Source organism: Bacillus sp. MYb56, assembly GCF_002976445.1.
Taxonomy (GTDB): domain Bacteria; phylum Bacillota; class Bacilli; order Bacillales; family Bacillaceae_G; genus Bacillus_A; species Bacillus_A mycoides.
Map to the genome: position 1 here is coordinate 1 of NZ_PCOH01000013.1, position 15,622 is coordinate 15,622.

Annotated in this window: 16 protein-coding genes and 1 tRNA gene; 4 read left to right on the top strand and 13 right to left on the bottom strand. The window is 36.1% G+C overall.

Features of this window, described 5'->3' with window-relative positions:
- The 9 genes from CQ058_RS16450 to CQ058_RS16490 all read right to left on the bottom strand — a co-directional run.
- A partial coding sequence (locus tag CQ058_RS16450) for a helix-turn-helix domain-containing protein (protein WP_105589881.1) occupies positions 1 to 385 on the bottom strand: 385 nt, incomplete at its 3' end.
- 252 nt (positions 386 to 637) lie between these two features.
- Positions 638 to 1,453: a phosphate ABC transporter ATP-binding protein gene (gene pstB / locus CQ058_RS16455; RefSeq protein WP_002088644.1), complete on the bottom strand. Its 816-nt coding sequence runs from the start codon at positions 1,451 to 1,453 to the stop codon at positions 638 to 640.
- Positions 1,454 to 1,481: 28 nt separating this feature from the next.
- On the bottom strand, positions 1,482 to 2,348 hold the full coding sequence (gene pstA, locus CQ058_RS16460; RefSeq protein WP_002088645.1) for a phosphate ABC transporter permease PstA: 867 nt from the start codon (positions 2,346 to 2,348) through the stop codon (positions 1,482 to 1,484).
- 1 nt (position 2,349) lies between these two features.
- Positions 2,350 to 3,300, bottom strand: a complete 951-nt coding sequence (pstC, locus tag CQ058_RS16465) for a phosphate ABC transporter permease subunit PstC (protein ID WP_002088646.1) — start codon at positions 3,298 to 3,300, stop codon at positions 2,350 to 2,352.
- 27 nt (positions 3,301 to 3,327) lie between these two features.
- Positions 3,328 to 4,245, bottom strand: a complete 918-nt coding sequence (locus tag CQ058_RS16470; protein WP_002190684.1) for a PstS family phosphate ABC transporter substrate-binding protein — start codon at positions 4,243 to 4,245, stop codon at positions 3,328 to 3,330.
- Between the two features lie 522 nt (positions 4,246 to 4,767).
- On the bottom strand, positions 4,768 to 6,903 hold the full coding sequence (locus tag CQ058_RS16475) for a peptidoglycan D,D-transpeptidase FtsI family protein (protein WP_002190685.1): 2,136 nt from the start codon (positions 6,901 to 6,903) through the stop codon (positions 4,768 to 4,770).
- A gap of 109 nt (positions 6,904 to 7,012) precedes the next feature.
- Positions 7,013 to 8,290, bottom strand: a complete 1,278-nt coding sequence (locus CQ058_RS16480) for an MFS transporter (RefSeq protein ID WP_002190686.1) — start codon at positions 8,288 to 8,290, stop codon at positions 7,013 to 7,015.
- A 122-nt stretch (positions 8,291 to 8,412) separates the two neighbouring features.
- On the bottom strand, positions 8,413 to 9,024 hold the full coding sequence (gene sodA, locus CQ058_RS16485; RefSeq protein ID WP_001052029.1) for a superoxide dismutase [Mn]: 612 nt from the start codon (positions 9,022 to 9,024) through the stop codon (positions 8,413 to 8,415).
- A 223-nt stretch (positions 9,025 to 9,247) separates the two neighbouring features.
- A tRNA-Ile gene (locus tag CQ058_RS16490) sits at positions 9,248 to 9,321 on the bottom strand.
- Positions 9,322 to 9,560: 239 nt separating this feature from the next.
- Between CQ058_RS16490 and yqgB the strand changes: the two genes are divergently transcribed.
- From yqgB to ispG, 3 genes are all read left to right on the top strand, one after another.
- Positions 9,561 to 10,328, top strand: coding sequence for a protein YqgB (yqgB, locus tag CQ058_RS16495; protein ID WP_002034056.1), 768 nt, complete (start codon positions 9,561 to 9,563; stop codon positions 10,326 to 10,328).
- A 65-nt stretch (positions 10,329 to 10,393) separates the two neighbouring features.
- Positions 10,394 to 10,765, top strand: coding sequence for a hypothetical protein (locus tag CQ058_RS31840; RefSeq protein WP_002190688.1), 372 nt, complete (start codon positions 10,394 to 10,396; stop codon positions 10,763 to 10,765).
- 165 nt (positions 10,766 to 10,930) lie between these two features.
- Positions 10,931 to 12,034, top strand: coding sequence for a flavodoxin-dependent (E)-4-hydroxy-3-methylbut-2-enyl-diphosphate synthase (gene ispG, locus CQ058_RS16505; RefSeq protein WP_161793976.1), 1,104 nt, complete (start codon positions 10,931 to 10,933; stop codon positions 12,032 to 12,034).
- 84 nt (positions 12,035 to 12,118) lie between these two features.
- Here ispG and CQ058_RS16510 read toward each other — a convergent pair whose 3' ends face one another.
- From CQ058_RS16510 to CQ058_RS16525, 4 genes are all read right to left on the bottom strand, one after another.
- Positions 12,119 to 12,532 (bottom strand): Fur family transcriptional regulator, encoded by a 414-nt coding sequence (locus CQ058_RS16510; RefSeq protein ID WP_002015164.1) that lies wholly within the window; start codon positions 12,530 to 12,532, stop codon positions 12,119 to 12,121.
- Between the two features lie 13 nt (positions 12,533 to 12,545).
- The gene (locus CQ058_RS16515; protein WP_002167661.1) at positions 12,546 to 13,379 is read right to left on the bottom strand and encodes a metal ABC transporter permease; all 834 of its coding nucleotides are present in this window, start codon (positions 13,377 to 13,379) and stop codon (positions 12,546 to 12,548) included.
- Positions 13,379 to 14,149 (bottom strand): metal ABC transporter ATP-binding protein, encoded by a 771-nt coding sequence (locus tag CQ058_RS16520; RefSeq protein WP_002015167.1) that lies wholly within the window; start codon positions 14,147 to 14,149, stop codon positions 13,379 to 13,381. The genes CQ058_RS16515 and CQ058_RS16520 overlap by 1 nt, the downstream gene beginning before the upstream one ends.
- 180 nt (positions 14,150 to 14,329) lie before the next feature.
- Positions 14,330 to 15,208 (bottom strand): YitT family protein, encoded by an 879-nt coding sequence (locus CQ058_RS16525; protein ID WP_002015168.1) that lies wholly within the window; start codon positions 15,206 to 15,208, stop codon positions 14,330 to 14,332.
- 151 nt (positions 15,209 to 15,359) lie between these two features.
- On the opposite strand from CQ058_RS16525, the gene CQ058_RS16530 reads away from it, so the two are divergent.
- Positions 15,360 to 15,614, top strand: coding sequence for a DUF2624 domain-containing protein (locus tag CQ058_RS16530; protein WP_002088657.1), 255 nt, complete (start codon positions 15,360 to 15,362; stop codon positions 15,612 to 15,614).
- Positions 15,615 to 15,622: the final 8 nt, after the last annotated feature.

Genomic DNA, 15,622 nt, shown 5'->3' on the forward strand with positions numbered 1-15,622 from the left:
TATCAACTACTTTCTTTCCTATAATCAGTCTTTCATAATTGGCATAAAATCCTTGAATTAAATCTTTTTTGGATTTATAAGAAGTGTGATAACCATTTTTGTACTTTTTGAATGAATTTCTTCTCGCCTTATCAAAATCTTTTGAAGCCTGTTTGGGAACTTGTGCGTTGATTTCATTTAACCACTCATATCTCTTTCGCTTCTTGATCTTTGTAAATCGTTTCTGTAAATCTAACTGTGAAACAGATTTTCCAAATAGCTTATAGTATCTATCACTCATCCTTTTACAATAGTTATAAGCGAATCTTGAAGCTCCAGCATGATTTCTAAGCACTTTTTCTTGTTCAGGCGTTGGAATCAGTCTGACTTTCTTCGCCAATATCATCAGAAGTCAACTCCTTAATCATCTGATTGATTTTTTCTACTTTCGCAACATTCACGCTCACCATTTCTAGCCACGTTGTAGTTCAATCAGCTTTAGGGATTGCCCGCAGTTAACCCTCACTACTAGCCAATCACTTGACTAGCAGGGCTCACTGATATATTTAATTAACTTTGGTTATAATTGGTTAAATAAATCGTAACAGTTAGTTACCCTCTGTTAAGAGGGTATTTACTCTTAGCCTTGCTAGCGATATCAACCAAATCGTCCTGTAATGTAGTCTTCTGTACGCTTATCTGCAGGTGTTGTAAATAATTTGTTCGTATCTGTATATTCCACAACTTCTCCACTTAAGAAGAAAGCAGTTTTATCTGAAATTCGTGCTGCTTGTTGCATGTTGTGCGTTACGATAACAATACTAAAATCTTTCTTTAACTCCTGAATTAATTCTTCTACTTTTGATGTTGAAATTGGATCTAGCGCCGATGTTGGCTCATCCATTAAAATTACGTCTGGCTCAATCGCTAAGCAGCGTGCAATGCATAGACGTTGTTGCTGACCACCAGATAAACCGTATGCATTATCATGCAAACGATCTTTTAACTCATCCCAAATAGCTGCGCCGCGCAAGCTATTTTCAACAATTTCATCAAGTGTTTTTTTGTCACGAACACCATGGATTTTCGGACCATATGCTACATTTTCATAAATAGATTTTGGGAATGGATTTGGCTTTTGGAACACCATACCCACATGCGTACGTAATTCTTCAACTGGATATGATTTATCAAATATGTTTCGTTCTCTATATTCGATAACGCCCGTAGTTCGAACGATAGGCACTAACTCTACCATACGATTTAGCGTTTTTAAGTATGTTGATTTCCCACAACCACTTGGACCGATAATCGCTGTTACTTCATTCTCATGAATACTTAAGTTGATATCTTTTAAAGCATGGTCTTCTCCGTACCATAAATTTAAATTTTTCGTATCAAATACTATTTTTTTTGGTGCTGTCTCAATCTTTTTTTCATTTTTCACCTGTACATTTACTACTGTTGCTACCATTTGAATTCCCCTTTCATCCACTTCCAACTTATTTTCGATTTCGTAACCATAAGACAAATATATTTATAAAGAGCAACAATCCTAGCAAAACAATCATCCCAGCTGCTGCTACATACTGAAATTCTTCTTGTGGTCTACTCATCCAATTAAAAATTTGAATTGGTAAAACCGTAAATCTATCAAACATACTGAACGGAACATAATTTGCAAAGGCAAGGGCCCCAATAACTAATAATGGTGCTGCCTCACCAATTGCTCTCGATACCGCTAACGTACATCCCGTTACAATCCCTGGCAAAGCGACTGGCAATACAATTTGATACATCGTTTGCCATTTCGTAGCACCTAATCCGTAAGAAGCCTCTAGTAATGAGCTCGGCACAGTTCTAATCGCTTCTTGACTAGCTACAACAACAGTTGGTAAGACGAGTAAACTCATCGTCAGTGCCGCTGCCATTATGCTCTCTCCCAAATGGAGAGCGTATACGAAAATAGTTAACCCGAGTAAACCAAACACAACGGAAGGTACCCCTGCTAATGTTTGATTATTTAATTCAATTAACTTTTTAAAAACGGACTCCTTCGCATAATGCTCTAAATAAAGAGCTGTTCCGACTCCGAATATAAAAGAGACTGGTATAACAATGCTCATAAATAGTATTGTTCCTGACAAAGCAGCGACAATCCCAGCTTCTCTCGGATTACGTGAGGCGAAGTTTGTAAAGAAATCTATTGAAAGATAACTTATACCTTTTTCAAAAATTTGAAAAAGCAATATAAAAAGTATTACTACTGAAAATAAAATTGCTATATAAAACAAACACTTGTAAATCCGATCCTTTAAAAAACGCGATGCCATATTTTCTTGTATGTTCTTATGGTTTAACATTCGCATATTATGTCAACCTCCTAAAACGGCGCATAATATATTGCGAAATGATATTCATAATAAAAGTAAACATAAATAACGTTGCACCTACAGCATACATGCTGTAATAAGTAATCGTTCCGTGCGGAGCATCACCTAAACTCACTTGTACAATATAGGCTGTTAATGTTTGAATAGAATGAGTCGGATCTATCGATACATTAGGTGTTGATCCAGCTGCAATAACAACAATCATCGTTTCACCAATTGCCCTGGAAGCTGCTAATATAATCGCTGCCATTATGCCCGTAAAAGCCGATGGAAACACCACTTGTTTTACCATCTCAAAACGAGTTGCTCCTAGCGCTAATGAGGCTTCTTTAATTCCTTTCGCTACAGCTCTCATCGCATCTTCAGAGAGAGACGCAATCGTCGGTATCATCATAAACCCTATAACAATACCTGGACTAATAGCATTAAAAAACTGCAAATCTGGTATAACCCGTTGTAAAAGTGGTGTGACAACTGTTAACGCGAAAAAACCATATACAATTGTCGGGATGCCTGCTAGTAGCTCTAACAACGGTTTTAATATTTTCCGAGCGCCATTCGAAGCGTATTCGCTTAAAAACACGGCACAACCTAAACCAATAGGAATTGCTACGAACATGGCAATTGCTGTTACAAGGATTGTTCCACATATAAGTGGTAATATACCGAATTTTGGATCTTCAAAAAAAGGTAACCATTCCTTCTCTGTCAAAAAAGAATACAATGATATCTTTTGAAAAAACATGATTGTTTCATTTGCCAACGTAATAATAATTCCAAGTGTCGTTACAATGGACACGCTAGCAATGGCTTTTAGTATTAACGGAACAATTCGATTGATTCGCTGCGTTTTTTTTCTTCTATTTGTATTTCTCTCAATCAAATGTTGTACAGAAAATGTAATTTGACTTTTGTCATTATGAGCCAAAGATGAAAACCCCTTTCCACCCTGACATTACCTTTTTATTTCTGTTAACATTCGCAGCTGTTCATTATATTTTTCTTTTGGTAATTTTACATATCCGACCTCTTCAGCAAGGCTTCCAACATGCTTAATCATAAACTCAACATAATTTGCTACATTAATTTTATTTCTGATAGATGCATGATTCACATACGTAAATAGCGGCCTAGATAATGGCTTATACGTACCCGACTGAATAGTCTCTTTCGTTGGAAATACACCATCCACCTGTATTGCTTTTACCTTATCTCGATTGGCCATATAATAAGCATATCCTACAAAAGCAATGGCATTTTTATCATTCATTACCCCTTGCATAATAACTTGATCGTCTTCAGACAAAGAAACCGTTTTTACAAGGCGATTATTTTGTAAGACAACATTTTGGAAATAATCATAAGTACCAGAGTCTACGCCTGGCGCATAAAATTTAACTTGTTCACGAGGCCATGATGAATGAATTTGTGACCATCGTTTCAATCTTCCATTTTCACTCCATAATAGACGTAACTCGTCTATCGTCATATTGTTTACCCACGTATTTTGACGATTCACAACAATCGTTAGACCGTCATAAGCAACCTCAAATGGTGTAAATTGAATGAATTTTTTCTGCATTGCATTTTCTTCTACCGGTTTCATCAATCTCGAAGCATTGTTTATATCTACTTCTCCTTTACTGAAACGATTAAATCCTCCCCCTGTCCCAGAAATACTAATAGAAATTTTCACGTTTGGATGGGCCTTTGTATATTCCTCTGCTACTGCCTCTATAATGGGGAAAACCGTTGAGGATCCATCAACTCTCACTTCTCCCATTTCATTTGTAGCGAATGCAGTAGACATATTAAAACAAAGGAAACATGTCGATAATGTCAAAACTTTAATCGATGCGCTCATCCATTTCACGTGTTCTTCCTCCTAGAAGTAACCGGAAATAACAGGATTACAGATATAAGAATACTGCTAAACTATTAATTCGGTTTTAATTATTTGTAAAAGTTTTGTAAAGTCCCACAAAAACAACTGTATACACAAACTTTATTTTCACTTTTGTACTTTAGATGCAGGAAATTTTCTAATCATCCATAAAGCGAAACTTTAATCAGTGGGGGTTTTGTTCATCCCCCCACTGATTATTAGCCCTCACCAATCGGGCGTTTACGGGCAGCAGGGCTCCCACCTAACTTCTTTGCTCCAGCTGAATTTTGAGGTGGGAGTTTTACCGCCCTCAAACGCGGGATAAAACTGCTATCGCCTATCACACACAACAAACTTAGAGCGTATGCACTAATCTTGTTGTGTTCATCGTTTTTGAAACTACATGTTTTTTCAATATTTTATGCTTGTCCACATTTACTAAACCATATGCGTAAGGCATAAAAAAAAGCACACTATCTTTTCAGATAGTGTGCTTTTTTTACAACTTTTTTATTCATCATCTTGTACATTACTTTTTTTCTCTTTTTCATCTTTTGGAGCTTCACCAGTTAATGCTTGTTTTTTCAAATCAAAGTAAGCGTCCATTATTTCACGACCAATATATCCATTAATCCCTGTTTTATCATCATGTACCCACGGCACAACAACAGAAAATGCTACTTCTGGATCTTCAAGTGGCGCATAACCTACTAATGTTAAGTTATACGTTTCAACACGCTCACCGTTTGCTTTTTTACCAATCTCTTTATCTCCGCCATACACAGTTTGAGCTGTACCCGTTTTCCCAGCTGCCTTATATGGTGCACCTGTAAAGTATTTCGTAGCGGTACCACCTGAATCGTTAAATACTTGTCTAAATCCTTCTTGAACACGTTTAATTTGTGATTCAGGCATATCAATACGATTTAATACTTTCGGTTCCATAGATTGAACAACTTTTCCAACTTCCTCTGGCTTCGCCGATGGCTGACGAATTTCCTTTACAACTTGCGGCTGCATACGGTAACCACCATTGGCAATTGTTGAAACATATTGTGCTAATTGAAGTGGTGTATACGTATCATACTGTCCAATTGATAAATCTAATAAGAAACCTGGGATATTGTCTGTTCTACCTCTTTGTCCAGCAGATTCATTCGGTAAATCAATACCTGTTTTTACACCAAGTCCAAACTGACCGTAATAGTATCGCATCGTATCAAATGCTTTTTGTGGTATATCTAACGTACCACCTCTAACATATGGAACACCAGCGATATTCATCGCTGTTTTAAACATATATACGTTAGAAGACATTTTTAACGCTGTCAAATCATTAATAGGTCCCATCGTCTTCCAAGAAGATTTTTTCTTCGTTCCTTTTAATACGATTGGTTCATCGACTTGAACTGAACCCGGTTGAATCGCACCTGTTTGATATCCCGTAAGTACTGTCGCCCCTTTTACAGTCGATCCCATCGGATAAGCACTTGTCATCGTTCCTAATGCGAAATCTTGCACTTTCGTTTCGCCATTTTCATTCACTAATTGTTTCCCAGCCATAGATAAAACTTCACCATTTTTCGGATTCATCATTACAACGAATGCCCGATCTAAAAGAGGTTCTCCCCCTTTAAATTTCATTAAATTTTTGGTGATAATATCTTCCACACGCTTCTGTAATTCCATATCAATTGTTAAGTTCAGGTCGTTACCTCGTTGTCCTTGCGATACATTAATCGTTTCTAAAATATTACCGTTTTTATCTGTAATATTTTTCACTTCTTCTTTCGTACCGTGCAGACTATCTTCATATTGCTGTTCAAGATAACTTTTTCCTACTCTATCATTTCGATTATAATCGCGAACAAGATAGTAATCTAATCTCTCTTTCGGTAACCCTTCATCAGAAGAAGTTACACCACCAAGTACACTTCGGAACATATCATCATACTTATATTTTCGCTCCCAGTCAACATTTGTATCTACACCTGGTAATTTCGCTAAATTTTCACTAATAATCGCGTATTCTTCTTCTGTTGCACCTTTTTTAACGATTTGCGGCGTCATTGCATATCCGCTTTCCATCTTACTTTTGATCGCCAATATTTCTAAATCTTTTGCTGAAAGTTGATTAATCTCTTCTTCTGTCACACGATTTCGTTGACGTTCATCCAGTTCTTTATCGTCAATTTTATTTGTTTTAAGCTCTTCACGATCTTTTTTTGTGATTTTTGTTTCTGCTTCTTCTTTATGTAAAGCAAGCCAATAATCTTTTTTATCGCGATCTGTTAACTTATCTGTTGGGACTTCAATTAAATCTGCTAACTTTTTCGCCGTTTCTAAGCGATCTGCTGCAGTTGACCCCTTCATTTTTGTAAATGTAATTGTACGAATAGGCTCATTATCTACGACCGCTTCTCCATTACGATCAAATATTTTCCCGCGTGGTACAGGATTACTTATCGTTGAATTTTCTTTTTTCTCAACTTCATTTTTATATTCCTCGCCACGAACAATTTGTACGTATCCAAGCCTTACAATAACTGCGGAGAACATTAAAAACACGCAAAAAAACAACACGTTTAACCGAAAGGGAACGTGGGTTTTTGTCTTTGTCTGGTTCTTTTTCTGCTTCTTGCTCATACAAACCCCCTCTACCAACAGCTATGTAATGTGAAAGGGACACCTTCATACAGGTGCCCTCACTGCTGTCTTACATCTTTTTCTATTCTAGCATAAAACAAACGATAAGTTAACCTTCTGGTTCAGTTTGATTCTGTGGGGTTCCTTGCGCTACAGCGCTGGTTTTGTTCACATTTCCCTCATCATATTTGACATTTTTAACTGCAAAATAAATAAGAAAATGTCCAGCTCCTAAAATACATAGTAAGAAAGGTAAACTTTTTTCAGGCGGAAAAAATATGACAGCACATAAAAAACTTAAAATGGAACAAATTCTTCCGGCATTTAACCATAATTCCCTGACCACTATATATTCTACACGCCATTCTCCCGCCTGTTTTGCTCTACCAATTACATCGTATGTCATTGAGCCGTACGGAACGAGTAAAATCGGATATGCAACCGCAATACATGCTGCATAAATAAGTAATTTCGTATATGTAACATTGAAAATAACTAAAAATACGACCGCATATAAAATAATGCCACCAAGTAAAATTGCTTTTTTTCGCCATTCTTTCTTTAACATACGAGCAACTAAATAATAGCATACAAATGATACTGCAGAATTCACTAAACTATATTTCCCTAGTGCTAACTCGCTACCAGATGCTAAATAGACGTATACCGAAATAACGAAAATAAACGTTCCCTCTCTCAAACCTTGGAAGAAATGAGCGCGCGTAATTCTTCCCCAGTTTTCATCAACTTGCCGCTCTTTCAATACTTGCACAATTTCATAGCGTCCTTCACATTCCCTCTTCGATAAAAAAAAGCTTAGAACGACTGCAACCGCAAATAGCATTAACGAAAGGAAGAAAACGACAGTATAACCACTCCATTTTTCCATACGTGAAATTGTATATCCTGCTGCTATCGGTCCAATCATTCCAGAGAACGATGTAAGAAGTCCTAGAAAACCGTTAAAAAAATCTCTTGTTTCTGGTTCTGTAATCTCAAATGTCAACAAGTTAAAAGCGAGCCAATAAAAACCATAACCAACTCCTAAAAGGGCTCCCATTAATAAAATATAGTGAGATGCACTTTTTCCCGCTACTAAAACGACGATAAAAAAAACAGCTAACGTGCCTACACCGATTCTCAATAAAATCGAGCGATCAATACGTTTCGCTAATTTCCCGCCCACAAGAAATGTTAGAGGCTGTAATACAACGCTGGCCAAATTATACAAGCCCAGATTCACATAATTTTGTGTTTGCTTCCATAAATAAATGTTTACAAACGTATTCGATAAAGAAATTGCGAGCGTGTATAAACCTCCTATAACGAGCAATAATACTAAATCCCGATTCACTTCAACATCACCGATTACATGTTTCCACTTCATACACAACTCTCCTTTACTTCATGTTCTAGTCTTCCAAAGACAAGCTCAATTATGTAAAAGGAGAACATAGAAAAAAGCTAGGAGAAAACCCCCTAGCTTTTTTCTAGCTGTATTAACTTTAATTATTTTGCTTCTTGGTAAAGTTTTTCAGCAACGTTCCAATCTACAACGTTCCAGAATGCACCGATGTAGTCAGGACGACGGTTTTGGTAATTTAAGTAGTAAGCATGCTCCCAAACATCTAAACCGATAACTGGAGTTTTACCTTCAGTTAGAGGAGAATCTTGGTTTGGAGTGCTTGTTACTTCTAACTCACCATTGTTTACTACTAACCAAGCCCAACCAGAACCGAAGCGAGTTGCGCCAGCTTTTGCGAATTCTGCTTTGAATGCATCGAAGCTACCGAATTTCGCTTCAATCGCAGTTGCAAGTTCGCCTACTGGTTGTCCCCCGCCGTTTGGAGATAGGATTGTCCAGAAGAATGTATGGTTAGCATGTCCGCCACCATTGTTACGTACTGCTGTACGGATTGCTTCAGGTACTTCGTTTAAGTTTGCAACTAATTCTTCAACGCTTTTGTCAGCTAATTCTGCATGACCTTCTAAAGCAGCGTTTAAGTTTGTAATATACGTGTTGTGATGTTTTGTATGATGGATGTTCATTGTTTCTTTATCAAAGTGAGGTTCTAAAGCATCATACGCATAAGGTAAATTTGGTAATTCGTGTTTTGCCATTGTTATATTCCTCCCGGTTTATGTATTGTCACTACATATGTGACCTACAACTTCATTCTACCCTAATTGCCATAGGGTGCAAACAAATAAATCGCTTTGTCTTGCTATCATTAAAGTAGCAAAATTCCCACTTCTTTTCAATTAAAATGCTCATATATTCCGAAAAAAAGCTTCCTTCTACAAGGAAGCTTCCTGCTGACATAATAAACATATGAAATGGATATGGACCCTGTAGGACTCGAACCTACGACCGGACGGTTATGAGCCGTCTGCTCTAACCAACTGAGCTAAGGGTCCACGATTATGTATGTACCATTAAAAACAACTAAATTCCAATCGGATATATCGTTTGAAAAATGTAAGATAAATTTACCATATACGAAAGAAAAGTGTCAATTGTATTTTTCTCTACTAAAAGAAGTAAATTAATAAGAAGGAATTTAGTCTTCTCTACTATATGTAAATATAATATATCTTGAGCTTCTCTAGATTCGTACGTTACAATGATTTTATACATACATAAAGGAAGTGAATCTATGTCCATTTTTACACAGCTAGCAAAAAGCGTATATTCGCCTAAAGATATGGCGCTTTTCCGTTTTCAAAAAATCGGTAAAACCATTTTGTATATTATGCTTCTTTGCCTAATCACTACTATTCCAAGAACTTTCTTGTACGGTAGCGTTATTCAAGATGGTGTTAACATGGTAAATAAAGTAATCGAAAAAGATTTACCTGATTTTAAAATTGAAAATGGCGAGCTAACAGCTGATATTGATCAACCTATCGAAAAAGAAGATGGAAATGCCCTTTTCGTATTTGATCCAAATTCAACAGACTTAGAAAAATATCAAAATAAAACAGGTTTATTTGTTTTAAAAGATAAAGTAGTCTCCATGGGGAATGGTCAAACACAAACATACTCCTATAATGACTTATTAGGCGCATCTCTTGAGAAAAAAGATTTACAAGATTTCATTTCGTTATTTGACAGTATTTATCCAATCTTATTATTCGTTATTGGGTTCTTACTGTACTTGTTCCAATTATTTATTACCTTTGTAGGAGTTACATTGCTTGCCTTCATCGGTTCTGCGATGAGCGGTCAACGCAAATTATCTTATAAACAAGTTTGGACATTAACTGCTTACAGCTACACAATTCCAACAATCTTCTTTATGATTATGGATTTATTCAAAATAAACGTACCTGGCGCAACATTCATTTACATTGCAGTTGTTTTAATCGTTCTATACTTAACAATTAAAGAAGTTCCAAAGCCGAAAGAAAAACAAGAACTATAAAAAAATGCCTAAATAGGCATTTTTTTTTTGGACAAGCATATATTCCTAGCAAAGGAGTGAAGGATATGAAGAGATTAGGTGTACTCTTATTCGTGCTTGTCCTCGGTTATATATTTTATTACGACATAAAAATCGGTACTTTACCGATGTTAAGTTCATACAAAAAAACATCTGCTGCCCAAACGATAAAAAAAGAAAATACAGATACAAAACAAAATAAAGAGAACGAAACAGAGAAAGAAAAAGAAACGGATACAGCTTATAAAGCAATCGAAGTAAAAACTGGCGATACAGTTCTTTCTATTACAGAAGCGATTAATAAGAAAAAAATTCCTTCTATTGAAAAAGTAATTGATGATTTTAAGCAATTAAATAAAAATACATCTGCTACAAAAATCCAAGTTGGAAAGTCTTATAAATTCCCCTTATATCAATAAGCAATCACTTAATCCTTGTCAATTACATAAAGGCGCTGATACAATAGTAAAAGTGAAACCGAGTACTTTGGTTTCTATAGCCCTTTCTCACACATACTATCATTGATGTAAGGGACTAAAATAAGAAACTTCTTTTATAAGGAGAGCGATCAATTCGTGAATGAAATGACTCAACGCACAAAAACACGTCCAGTTAAAGTCGGTAATTTAACAATTGGCGGTAACAATGAATTAATTATACAAAGTATGACGACAACAAAAACGCATGATGTTGAGGCTACAGTTGCTGAAATTAAACGTTTAGAAGAAGCTGGCTGTCAAGTTGTTCGTGTTGCTGTTCCAGACGAACGCGCAGCAAATGCTATTGCTGATATTAAAAAACAAATCAACATTCCACTTGTTGCTGATATTCATTTTGATTACCGCCTTGCTTTAAAAGCAATCGAAGGCGGCATTGATAAAGTACGTATCAATCCAGGTAACATTGGACGTCGCCATAAAGTAGAAGCTGTTGTAAATGCAGCGAAAGAGCGTGGCATTCCAATCCGTATCGGTGTAAATGCCGGCTCATTAGAACGTCATATTTTAGAAAAGTATGGATATCCAACTGCTGATGGTATGGTCGAGAGCGCACTGCACCATATTAAAATTTTAGAGGACTTAGATTTCCACGATATTATCGTATCAATGAAAGCCTCTGATGTTAACTTAGCAATTGAAGCATACGAAAAAGCTGCTCGCGCTTTTGATTATCCATTACATTTAGGTATTACAGAATCAGGAACATTGTTTGCTGGGACTGTAAAAAGCGCCGCCGGTCTTGGAGCAATTTTAAGTAAAGGCATCGGAAATACACTTCGTATCTCTTTAAGCGCTGATCCAGTTGAAGAAGTAAAAGTTGCACGTGAACTATTAAAATCATTCGGTCTTGCATCTAATGCCGCAACACTTATTTCTTGTCCAACTTGTGGTCGTATTGAAATCGACCTAATTAGCATTGCTAATGAAGTCGAAGAATACATCTCCACACTTAAAGTTCCAATTAAGGTTGCAGTACTCGGCTGTGCCGTAAACGGTCCTGGTGAAGCTCGTGAAGCTGACATCGGTATTGCCGGTGCACGCGGAGAAGGTTTATTATTCCGTAAAGGGCAAGTCGTTCGTAAAGTACCAGAAGAAACAATGGTAGAAGAACTGAAAAAAGAAATTGATGTAATCGCTGCTGAAATGGCTGCCGAACGAGAAAAAGAAAAAGAAAAACAAGAACAATAAAAAGAAGGTTGCCACAATTTTTGTGAGCAACCTTTTTTTACATTCAAATTAAAAACTCGTCAGTTATATAACTGACGAGCCCTCTCATTTTGCACATTTTGGGCAACGACCATATATTTCAAACTTATGCCCCGTTACCTCATAACCTTTAAAATCTTTATTCATAAAATCCATCGGGCAGGAATTAATCTCTTTCGTACCACCACAATCTAAACAAATGAAATGATGATGATGTTCCATAATGGAGCATGTAAAACGGAAATGCTTTTCACCATTTAATTCCGTTTGCTCTAAAACACCGACTTCAGCAAAAACCGTTAAGTTACGATAAATCGTATCAAAACTAAGTCCTGGATAATCACCCTTCATATGCTCTAAAACATCTTTCGCAGTTAAATAACGATTATGAGCTGCGAATAATCTCAGCATTTCTTCCCTTTTCCCTGTATGTTTGTATCCCTTTTCCTTCATTAGGCGTAAAGCTTCTGTTAGATTCATACCTATCCCTACTTTATGCAGTTTTTTTCTTTTTCCATAAAATTGCACCAATTAAAATAAGAACCGCTATCATAACAATTGTACCACCTGGAGCTAAATCAAGTTGATACGAAGCACACATTCCACCAATTACTGCAATTTCACCAAATAAAATGGAAAAGAAAATTGTTTGTTTAAATCCTTTTGCAATACGAATACTTGCTGCAACTGGTAACGTCATTAAAGATGATACGAGAAGAACACCTACAACACGCATTGATACCGCAATTACAAGAGCAACTAATATAATGAAGATAAAGTGAATCCACTTTGCACTTAAACCGGTTGATACAGCGTATTCCTCATCAAATGATAGTAAAAACAACTCTTTGTATAATAAAACAATCGTCGCAATAACAACAATTGCTACTATACCAATAATAATTAAATCCGCACTTGTTACAGCACTTACACTACCAAATAAATAACTAAATAAATCCGTATTGAATCCATTAGCAAGTGAGATGAAGATAACTCCAATCCCCATCCCTGCTGAAAGTATAATCGGGATTGCTAACTCTTGATAATGTTTATATACAGTACGTAATTTTTCAATTAGCAATGCTCCACCGATTGAAAAAAACATCCCCATATATAAAGGGTTTAAAAACCCACCGGTAAAGATTGTCTTTTCAAGTAATAAACTCGCGGCAATTCCTGATAACGTCACATGACTTAATGCATCCGCAATAAGCGACATGCGGCGAATTACAACGAACACGCCGATAAGTGGTGCGACAAGCCCTATTAAAATACCAGCGTATAAGGAATTACGTAAAAAATCATATTGTAAAAAATCCTGTATCATTATATCCTCCCGTGATGCCCATGTTCATGTTCTAAGCGATGAACATGATGTCCATATAAAATCGACATTTCTGCATCTTCTAACTCTCGGAATTTCTCTACATTCCCATGGAAATGTAAATGCTGATTCAAACATGCAACATGCGTCACCTTCTCTGTTACAGCACCCATATCGTGCGTAACAAGAATTAACGTAATTCCCAATCTTTTGTTTAAATCCTCTAGTATCTCATAAAAACTTGCCACATTCTTCACATCAATCCCAACAGTAGGCTCGTCCAAAATAAGCAATTCCGGATCACTTACAAGTGCACGAGCAATAAATACACGCTGTTGTTGTCCACCAGAAAGTTCTCCAATGTTGCGACCTCGAAATTCGCTCATACCTACATCAGCAATCGCTTTTTCTACTTTCGCATTATCGTCTTTCGTAAAAAAGCGAAAAAGCCCTTTTTTCGAAACGAGCCCCATTGAAACAACCTCGAAAACAGTTGCCGGGAAACCTGAGTTAAAGCTACTTGCCTTTTGGGATACATAACCAACTTTATTCCACTCTTTAAATTTCTTACTATCAATGCCAAACAATCTAATACTTCCTTGCTTTGGTTTTAAAACACCCAATAAGCATTTAAGTAAAGTCGATTTCCCTGAACCATTCGGTCCAACTAAACCTAAAAAAGCTCCCTTCGGAACTTGCAAATTAATATCTTCTAACACGTTGCGATCTTCATACCGAAACGTTAATCCTTCTATTTCCAATATATTATTCATAGCATCTCACCTATTTTAATTCAGAATGATTCCGATTTATCTCTATTTGAATTATAGTACAGCTTATTATAGTTGTAAACCAATCTGCCTAAAATATATTCTTTATTTCAAGAAACCTTATTATTATAACAAAAAGCAGAGAATAATTCTCTGCTTTCAAAAGATATTACAATTAACTTTTTAGTGAATTGCTGATTTAAACTTACCACCATTTGTCTCTTGTGTATTCATAATCGTAACAAATGCGTTTTCATCAATTTCATGCACAATTGATTTTAACTTCGTCACTTCCAGACGTGTTACAACTGCATAAATAACTTCTTTTTCTTTATCTGTATAGCCACCTTTAGCAACAAGTTTTGTTGTTCCACGACCAAGGCGGTGTAAAATCGCATTTGATACTTCCTCATATTGATCCGATACTATTAAAACTGCTTTCGTTTCGTCTAATCCTTGAATTACCGTATCAATTGTTTTGAATGCGATATAGTACGTCATAACAGAATACATCGCTTGTTCAACACCAAACACAAATGCTGCCCATGCAAAAATGAATAAGTTCACAAACATTACGAATTCACCAACAGAAAACGGTAATTTCTTCGTTAATAGAATCCCCATAATCTCGGTCCCGTCTAACGATCCACCATGACGAATAACAAGTCCTACACCAATCCCTAAAATAAGACCGCCGAAAACTGTTGCTAAAATCGGCTCTGTTGTAAATGGCGGAATAGCATGCAACGTTGATTCAATAAATGCTAAAGCTACAATTCCAAATGCTGAAGATAACATGAATGTTTTTCCAATTTGCTTATACCCGGAGTACATAAAAGGAATGTTGAGGATAACAACTAAAGTAGAAAAGCTTAACCACCAAATATTAGGAGTAAGATAATCTAATATAAGAGAAATACCAATAATTCCACCATCAATAATTTTATTTGGCATTAAAAACAGTTCAATCGCTACCGCCGCACACGCTGCCCCAAAGACAATCATAACTAAACGATATACAAGATGAATAACACTTTCTTTTCGATGTTGCTTTTTTTCCATAAGTCCTCCTTATACTCTTTATCTATAGTTTTGTTCTTATATTATAACATAAGCTTCTTTTCCCCATTGAAAAAATGCACCTTGATACGAATATGTACAAGCTATGCTTACATATATTTCGATAGAAGAACGTGTGAAGGAGGACAACACGATGAACCTCATTAAACAAATTGTGAACAAAAAATTAAATCATATTTCTACAAAAGAACTATTGAAATATAGTAAAGAATACGAAGTTCCAATCACAACTGCACAAGCTGATAAAATCGTTTTACTTATGAAAGGGAAAAACATTAACATTTACGATAATACCGAGCGACTAGATTTGTTAAAACAAATCGCTAAAGTAACTACTCCTGCCACTGCCCAACAAGTAAATATTTTATTTCAGCAGCTATTAAAATAAGGAGGGGA

What these genes read in the sequence shown, in the direction of transcription:
- yqgB (WP_002034056.1), top strand. Translation starts at nt 9,561, where the DNA reads ATGTCCATTTTTACACAGCTAGCAAAAAGCGTATATTCGCCTAAAGAT.
- sodA (WP_001052029.1), bottom strand. Translation starts at nt 9,024, where the DNA reads ATGGCAAAACACGAATTACCAAATTTACCTTATGCGTATGATGCTTTA.
- pstA (WP_002088645.1), bottom strand. Translation starts at nt 2,348, where the DNA reads ATGCGAATGTTAAACCATAAGAACATACAAGAAAATATGGCATCGCGT.
- CQ058_RS16525 (WP_002015168.1), bottom strand. Translation starts at nt 15,208, where the DNA reads ATGGAAAAAAAGCAACATCGAAAAGAAAGTGTTATTCATCTTGTATAT.
- ispG (WP_161793976.1), top strand. Translation starts at nt 10,931, where the DNA reads ATGACTCAACGCACAAAAACACGTCCAGTTAAAGTCGGTAATTTAACA.
- CQ058_RS16520 (WP_002015167.1), bottom strand. Translation starts at nt 14,149, where the DNA reads ATGAATAATATATTGGAAATAGAAGGATTAACGTTTCGGTATGAAGAT.
- CQ058_RS31840 (WP_002190688.1), top strand. Translation starts at nt 10,394, where the DNA reads ATGAAGAGATTAGGTGTACTCTTATTCGTGCTTGTCCTCGGTTATATA.
- CQ058_RS16475 (WP_002190685.1), bottom strand. Translation starts at nt 6,903, where the DNA reads ATGAGCAAGAAGCAGAAAAAGAACCAGACAAAGACAAAAACCCACGTT.
- CQ058_RS16480 (WP_002190686.1), bottom strand. Translation starts at nt 8,290, where the DNA reads ATGAAGTGGAAACATGTAATCGGTGATGTTGAAGTGAATCGGGATTTA.
- pstB (WP_002088644.1), bottom strand. Translation starts at nt 1,453, where the DNA reads ATGGTAGCAACAGTAGTAAATGTACAGGTGAAAAATGAAAAAAAGATT.
- CQ058_RS16510 (WP_002015164.1), bottom strand. Translation starts at nt 12,532, where the DNA reads ATGAATCTAACAGAAGCTTTACGCCTAATGAAGGAAAAGGGATACAAA.
- CQ058_RS16515 (WP_002167661.1), bottom strand. Translation starts at nt 13,379, where the DNA reads ATGATACAGGATTTTTTACAATATGATTTTTTACGTAATTCCTTATAC.
- CQ058_RS16530 (WP_002088657.1), top strand. Translation starts at nt 15,360, where the DNA reads ATGAACCTCATTAAACAAATTGTGAACAAAAAATTAAATCATATTTCT.